4 protein-coding genes and 1 pseudogene are annotated in these 6,299 nt (G+C 74.4%); 2 read left to right on the top strand and 3 right to left on the bottom strand.

Features of this window, described 5'->3' with window-relative positions; genetic code table 11:
- Positions 1 to 3 precede the first annotated feature (3 nt).
- Positions 4 to 369 (bottom strand): hypothetical protein, encoded by a 366-nt coding sequence (locus tag ACH4LD_RS36180; RefSeq protein WP_398057280.1) that lies wholly within the window; start codon positions 367 to 369, stop codon positions 4 to 6.
- Between the two features lie 428 nt (positions 370 to 797).
- Here ACH4LD_RS36180 and ACH4LD_RS36185 point away from each other — a divergent pair, with 428 nt between their 5' ends.
- The gene (locus ACH4LD_RS36185) at positions 798 to 2,681 is read left to right on the top strand and encodes a hypothetical protein (protein WP_398057279.1); all 1,884 of its coding nucleotides are present in this window, start codon (positions 798 to 800) and stop codon (positions 2,679 to 2,681) included.
- Between the two features lie 181 nt (positions 2,682 to 2,862).
- Positions 2,863 to 4,203, top strand: a complete 1,341-nt coding sequence (locus tag ACH4LD_RS36190) for a hypothetical protein (RefSeq protein ID WP_398057278.1) — start codon at positions 2,863 to 2,865, stop codon at positions 4,201 to 4,203.
- Between the two features lie 62 nt (positions 4,204 to 4,265).
- Here the strand turns inward: ACH4LD_RS36190 and ACH4LD_RS36195 are convergent, their stop codons facing one another.
- Together ACH4LD_RS36195 and ACH4LD_RS36200 are read right to left on the bottom strand one after the other, a co-directional pair.
- A complete protein-coding gene (locus ACH4LD_RS36195; RefSeq protein WP_398057277.1) occupies positions 4,266 to 4,703 on the bottom strand; it encodes a YbaB/EbfC family nucleoid-associated protein in 438 nt (145 codons plus the stop codon).
- Between the two features lie 201 nt (positions 4,704 to 4,904).
- Positions 4,905 to 6,299 (bottom strand): annotated as a pseudogene (locus ACH4LD_RS36200) (hypothetical protein); the annotation flags it as partial.

Consider the following 6,299-nt stretch of genomic DNA (forward strand, 5'->3'; position numbering starts at 1 on the left):
GACCTACGAACGGTGCCCGGAGCCGCCGGGCAGGCCGCCCCCGGTTCCGCCGGCCAGATGCTTCGCCGCGTTCCGAGTGGCCTCGTCGATCCGCGAGAGGCCTTCGGTCATGTTGGAGAAGGCGGTCCGTGTGTCCTCGATCAGCCGGGCAGTACTGCTGACGATGTCCTGAAGCAGCTCCAGGTTGCCTTCCCACATGGGTCGAACGGCTCGGGAAACGGAGTCACCACCGTGCGGGTCGAGGGCACCGAGCACGGCCTGTTTGATCGTCTCCAGCGTCTTCTCGCAGTCGTGGAAGGTATCGCCCTTCTGGCTCCAACTGCGCAGGTTCGCCCGCAGCTGCTCCGGATCAGCACCGCTCCTGGCCACCTGGCACCTCCCTGACGATCACGGACTCACGACGGCCCCGGACACCCCGGCCGGTTCACCGAGCCAGTCGCAAGCTAACCCAGTCACCGGCCGCACGGAGCACCGCCGACGGTCCTCGGCTCCAGGGCGAGCTGTTCGTACCGGCCTTACTGCACTTTCGTCCCCCGATCCGGGCGGCGGGCACGCCGTACCAAGACGCCGGTCGGGGCCCTTCACGGGCGGCACGCCCCAGCCGGGGCCCGGGAAAGGCCCGCGGTACGGCACGTCCGGCAGGCGCGGCGGGCGTGCGGCGACGGCACACGAGCGGGGCCGCCCTGCGCTATGTTCCGGCGGGTGACGCCCACTGCACCCTTCGACGGAGCGCTGTGCCTGGGTTGTCCCGGTGCGTTCGGGGAGCGGTCCCGTATCCGCCGCCCGCGGGGGCGGACATGAGCGGACGCTTCGGCCGGCGTTCCTCCGCCGGCGGCGGCACCGGGCATCTGGAGATCAGCGAAGCGCACGGCATACACCTCGTCCACACTGCCGGCCGGCCGCCCGAGGCGCTGACCGAGACCGCCGCACGGCTGCGTGCCTCCGCCGAGGAGATCACGGTCCTGGTGAGCGCCGGATTCGGTGATCCCGAGGCACTCTGCGCACGGCTGGGTCCCGTACTGGCGAGGACGTCCCCCGTGGGGGGGCGGCTGGTCCGCCTCGTCATGTCCGGCGCGGCGGCGGAGACGGCGGACCGGCCCGCGCCCGGCCGTATGCTCAGCGACGCCCTGGAAACGGACGTACTGGCTCCGCTCGGCGCGGCGCTGGTCACTCCGGCCGGCAGCCTGTTCGCGCCCCGCCTGCCCGGGCGTCCGGGCGGTTGGCGGCGCTTCTCGCCCGGTCGCGAGCCGGTGTCCGTCGGCGCCCGTCACCCCGCGCCCCGGTGGCAGCAGGCGGTGGAGCGGGTCGTCCCGGCCGTCGCGGGCGGCTGCGTCGTGGAGCAGATACCGGCAGGACTGCTCATCCTGCCCTCAGGCACTCCACCGGAAGGGGTCGAGGCACTGCGGTACGCCGTGCCCCCGCAGGCGGAGAGGCCGCTGCTGCTCGTCGGCGCCGCGCACACCCGCGCCGTCCCGCCGCAGGCCGTCGCCGACGTGCTGGCCGCGCTGCCCGCGACCGTGCGGGAAGCGGTGCGCCTGGTGTCCGCGGACGGCAGCGACCCGCTCCCGGTGGGGCGGCAGGTGGCCGCGCTCCTCGGGGTACCGGTGGAGGTCGGCTCGGGGCTCCCCCTGCTGGTGAGCGATCCCGCCCGGCCCGTACCGACGGGACCGCTCACGCCGCGCACCGTGCTCACCGACGCGGCCGGCGAGCCCACCTGGCGGCCCTACGTGGAAGAGGTCGTCTGCGAGCCGGAAGGTGACGCGGCGGCCACCGTCCGGCTGGGCACCTGGCGGCCCCCGGTCAGCGGGCTGCGGCCGGCGCTGGAACCCGGTGCCATGATCCTGGACCGCAGGTGGCAGGTCGTCGTCACCCGGTCCGGTCTCTGGGTCGGTCCGAACGGCAGCGCGCCGCCCGCCGAGACGGTGCTGCGTCCCGTCGCTCCTGACGTGATGGCCGTGGAGATCGGCCTGCCGGACCAGGCTCTGCACGACACCGTCTGGGAACCGCTGGAGCGGCTCTTCTCGGCCCTCCAGGACGACGTGCGCGACCGCACACAGATCCGGCTGCACGGCGACCCTGGTGACGAAGTGCTGAACGGCATGCGCCGGTTGGCGGTGCGGCACGGCCTGGCCCTGGCGCCCCGCGGCTGGCAGGACGCCGAGGGGCAGGGGCTCTCCGGTGCCGGGGGCGCAGGGGTGGTGTCCGAGCAGCCCGCTCCCGCACAGGTCGCGTTCCCCCAGCCCGCGTCCGTACCGTCGGAACCCGAACCCCTCCCGTCCGTCACGCCGTCGGCCGAACCGCTGGAGTCCGCAGCGGCGCCGGCTGTGCCGCCGGACCCGGACTCGCCCGACGCGGAACCGGCCGAACACCACTCGGCGGACACGGTCACGTCCTTCGACGCCCCGGCCGGGAACGCTGCGGGAACGGACACCCCGGCCGCGGTGGAGGAACCGGCCGGTACGCCCCTCCCCGAGACCGCGGGCGAGCGCGCGGAGCGGAGCCCGGAAGCCGCGCCCGGGCCGCCGGGCAGGCCGGCGGCGGAGGAAGCCACCGTTGTCCGACGCCTCGCGACGCCGCCCCCCGGCGCCACGGAGGCGATCGCCATCACCTTCACGCCTCCGGTGACGGTGCCGGGGGCACCCGCCGTCCCGGAGGCGTCCACCCGTGGCCCGGTGTCCTGAGGGCGTCGTCGCCGGGGACCGGGCCCGAATCAGCGCGCAACCGAGCAAAGGAAGAAGACGAGGGATGACACGCAGAAACCAGCCCGGCGGCCCTCCGGCCGCCGCGGCGCCCCCCGGGCAACCGCACGTCCGCCGGGCCGTCGCACTGCCCCTGTACGAGGGGGATGTCGACGGAGCCGCAGTGTCCGAAGCCCTCACCCGGGGCGGGACCACGGCCGCCGAGACGGTCGCCCAGCAGAGGGTGGAGCAGGCACGGCCCCTGGTGGCGGCGGTCCCCGCCGCCGCGGTCCGGGCCGAGGCCGAGGTTGCCGCCCGCACGTTCCGTCCGCACGACGGGCGGACCGGGGCTGCGGACGCCGCGACCGGTGGCCAGGCGGCGCCGGGACGGCCCGCGTCCCAGTCCGGCAGGCCCGGAGCCTGGCCGCTGGTGGCCGCAGCGGCGGTCGCCGGTGCGGTCCTGGTCTCCGTGCCCCTGCTGAGCGGCGGCGAGAAGAAGACCACGGGCGCCGACGCGCTCGACCCGGTCGCGATAACCGGCGCCAGGCACGCAACCGGCGGTCCCACCTCGGCGCCGGTCCCCGACGGCAGCGCCGGCGCCGACGTCACCTTCCCCGCGCCGACATCGGCTCCGCGGGCCGGTGTCTCGCCGGCACTCCCGGGCGGCCCGCACGGCTCGGCGAGCAGGATGACGACGGGACACGGGGACAAGGCGGTGGAGCAGACCGGCGCCCGCGAGCCGGGTGGCCACGGCCCGTCGCCGTCTTTGGCCGCGGGTGCGCCGCACGGTCAGTACGCGGGACCGCACGGCGACGGCACCGGACTCCGGACGAAGCCGGTGGACAGGTCCGTGAGCCTGCTCTCGGCGCCCGCGAGCTCCGCCCAGCGTGCCGCGCAGGCGAGGGAGTCCTCCTCTGCGGGCACCGCACGGCACGCCTCGACGCGCACCGCCGCGGCCGCCGCCGACGTGAAGACGGCGCGGAAGCCGCAGACCGCCACCACCGCGTCGCACACGGCGGCCGTGCGGACCACGCACCCCCAGACGACGTCCGCCGCGCGTCAGACGCAGCCGCAGTCCCACCCGCAAACGTCGGCCCAGGCGCGGACGTCGGCCCAGGCGCGGACGTCGGCCCAGGCGGGGACACAGACCGAGTCGCAGTCTCAGTCGCACACCACCACGCAGCGGCACTGGTCGACGAAGGTCGTCAACGCCACGTACGTCCTGCACTCCGGAGAGTCCGTGGCCTCCGACCGGATGCGGATCACCATGCGCACCGACGGCGACCTGGTCATCTCGGACGAGCACGGCACGATCCGCTGGTCCTCCCACACACACGGCAGCGGCAACTACGCCGTCTTCCAGGACGACGGCAACCTCGCCGTCTACAGCGCCAACCACACGAGTCTGTGGACGTCCGGCACCGCGGGCAATGCCGGTGCCGAACTCGTCATCCAGAACGACGGGAACGTGGTGATCCTCTCCCGGTCCGGACACACCGTGTGGGCCGCCGGCACCGCGCACTGACGGTCGGCACGCATGCGGTGCCCCGGTTTCCCCGCCCGGGCGGGGAAACCGGGGCACCGTGGTCAGTCCTGCGCGAACCCGTTCGCGCTGGTGAAGCCGTGCTCCAGGTAGTCGCGCACCAGGTCACTGGTGTGAGGATCGTTGGGCAGGATGGCGTCCATGTCGACGTCTCCGGTCAGCAATTCGGACGGCTTGAGGCCGAACAGCAGCTGTCCCATGGGCAGTTCGTCGACCTGCTTCAGGGCCTGGGCACGTGCCTCGGAGATCGTGGTCCGGATGAGCTCGCCCAGCTCTTTGGGGGTCATACGACGGAACGCACCGGTCGGGAAATCGATCTCGGCGACCTCGCCTCTGGCGGAGACGGTCACCTTCACCTCGCGGCGGCGAGAGGTCGCGGTACCGGTGACGGCGTTGATACGACGGCGGTTCTCCTCTGCCTCCTCCCTCTCCTTGCGGTAGTCAGCGAGAAGCTGCTCGATCTCCTGCTCGTATCCCGACACCTGTCACTCCCGGTCATGCGCCGCCGCGTCGGTCACCGAATGCCGGGGAGGCCCAGCGGAGCGGCGGTCTGCTCCGTCGCAGACGGCTGTCTGCCTTTCGCAGGGAACAACAGCGCCACCTGGCCGTGCCACGGCCCGGGGCGCGGACGTCCCGTTCTTCCCTCCCATCGTGCCCTCGCGTACCGGCCGCCCAGGCTGTCGTCAGACCAGGTCGTCGTCCGAACCGGGGTCGCCCCACACGTCCCGGCGCTGGACCAGCAGATCCGCGAAGGTGCGCTCCTTCTCCTCCTCGTCGTCCTCCGCCTCCGCCTCGCTCTGCGTGCGTGCCTCAAGCGCCTCCAGCTCCTCCGCGGAGACGTCGCCGCACAACGGCTGGTCGGAGCCCAACGGGAACACTCCGTTCGACGACACCGCCGCCACGCCGGAACGGCCGGGCTGCCAGGTCGCCCGAGCGGGTGCGGTCGGCGAGGCGTCGCCGACCGCACCGGCACCCGACCAGACCTCGGGCGCCTCGCCGGAGTACCGGGAGCGTGGGCTGTCCGCTCCCTCCGCCGACGCCGTCGCCGCCGCGATGAGGAAGGGCATCAGCGTGCCGTCGGTCCGGTCCCAGGCGGCTGTGTCCTCTACGTCCTCTACGTCCTCTACGTTCTCTACGTTCTCTACGTTCTCTACGTTCTCGATGATCCCCGGCGCGGTCGCCGGCGTCCCGGCCCGCGCACCGCCGCGTTCCGTGGGTGCGGACAGGGCGGCCACGGCGCCCAAGGCGGCGCCCCCCAGTGCCGCCGCGGCCACACGGGCCTGACCGGGAGCGGCGTGCGGGGCAGGGGCGCCCTGGGTGGAGGCGTCGGGCACGGGCACGGCGGTCGCGGTCACAGGTCCTGGCGGGCCGCCGGCACCATACGCTGCCGGAGCCGGGCCGCCGGGCCCCCCGGAACCACCGGTGCCGTGCCCTGCCGGGACGACGGTGCCGGTCCGGTCGGCACCGGCGTCCAGGTCCGGAACGCCGTCCTGGTCTTCGGCGCCCCATGCGCTCGCCGAGAGGAGCGACTCGCCGTCCTGTCCGCTCGCGTGTGTCTCCTGCCCGGTACCGGTGGCACGGTTCCCTCCACCGGCCGGTGCGGGGACACCGGGCACCGGGGCCCACAGCGCGGCCGGGGCACTCGTGGCGGGCAGGTCCAGGGCCGCCCCTCCGGCTCCGGCCGTCGCGACGGCTCCCGCGACCGGCTCGGAAGGGTCCGCACCGCTCGCCTCATCGCCCCAGGGCCGGCCGTCCGGCTCCAGAAGGCCGGAGGAGTCCGGCGGCTCGGCCAGGGCGCCCTGCCCCGCACCGCCACCCGCACCCCCGAAACCTCCCATACCCGGCATGTACGGCATACCAGCACCGGCCGCAGCCGGCGTGCGCCCGTCGGCCTCCCCCGCACCGGAGAACTCCGCCGGCGTCGACTCAGGCAGATCCAGACCAGGCACCTCCCCGGCCACACCCGGCTCCACCGGCGCACCACCGAACTCCGACACATCACCGGCACCACCGACACCCTCACCCCAGGGAACCGACGACGCGTCCAGCAACCCCGCCGCATCCGGCGGCTCGGCCAG

The organism is Streptomyces sp. NPDC017676, assembly GCF_044329325.1.
Classification (GTDB): Bacteria; Actinomycetota; Actinomycetes; order Streptomycetales; family Streptomycetaceae; genus Streptomyces.

Excerpts from the sequence above, each read along its gene's own strand:
- ACH4LD_RS36185 (WP_398057279.1), top strand. The coding sequence starts at position 798 with ATGAGCGGACGCTTCGGCCGGCGTTCCTCCGCCGGCGGCGGCACCGGG.